This window comes from Streptococcus parasanguinis (assembly GCF_001578955.1).
Lineage (GTDB): Bacteria > Bacillota > Bacilli > Lactobacillales > Streptococcaceae > Streptococcus > Streptococcus parasanguinis_U.
In genome coordinates, this window is the sequence record NZ_KQ969804.1 from 1 (window position 1) to 714 (window position 714).

At 28.3% G+C, this 714-nt stretch carries 2 protein-coding genes; one reads left to right on the top strand and one right to left on the bottom strand.

Features of this window, described 5'->3' with window-relative positions; all coding sequences use genetic code 11:
* Positions 1-30: 30 nt before the first annotated feature.
* Complete coding sequence (locus SPADD19_RS11275) at positions 31-324, bottom strand: type II toxin-antitoxin system PemK/MazF family toxin (protein ID WP_061455993.1); 294 nt, start codon at positions 322-324, stop codon at positions 31-33.
* A 299-nt stretch (positions 325-623) separates the two neighbouring features.
* Between SPADD19_RS11275 and SPADD19_RS13205 the strand changes: the two genes are divergently transcribed.
* Positions 624-714 (top strand): hypothetical protein (locus SPADD19_RS13205; RefSeq protein WP_423170615.1); only part of this gene is annotated, 91 nt, incomplete at its 3' end.

Consider the following 714-nt stretch of genomic DNA (forward strand, 5'->3'; position numbering starts at 1 on the left):
CATTCCCGTTTTCATCTAATTTGATGTTTCCTAATTCATCGGTTTGTTCTTTTTTAGATAAATGATTTTTCTTTTATCAATCTCTTGTATTTTTCGGATATATATAAAAGACTGGGTATATGAGGGATTTGTTTGGTATTTTCTGTTATCGATTGTTATTCCACCACGATATTTTTTATTATTCTTTTTTCCTGTTATCGGTGCGACAAGAAGTGTTTTATCGTCCTTTGATAATGAACTTAAAACTACTGCATAATGTTGACCATAAATTTCATTGCCACCCTTGCGTGGGAAATTAACAATATAAACTCCACCTATATCCATAAATACCTCTCAAAAAAAATAAGGCGTATATTAAATACGCCCCGATTTGAATCCTTGACGAACAAGGCTTAATAAACAAATATCGTATCCTTGACGAACAAGGCTTTTGACTATCTAAAGTATAACAATGTTAGTTCAAAAAGTCAAGTTTTTATATATTTTATTTTACGTATTACATATTTTATTTTACTTAATTATTACTATGTTTATTAAAATATATATTATTTTGTGTTATTATTGTATTATAAAATAATAGGTGGTGTATTATGAGTGAAAAAATGACTGTTTTGAATATTCGCATGAGTGTAGATGAAAAACTTGAAATAAAGGAACGTGCTGAACTTTTGGGTCAAACTATTAGTTCTTATGCTCGTGATTTGTTGTTTTCTA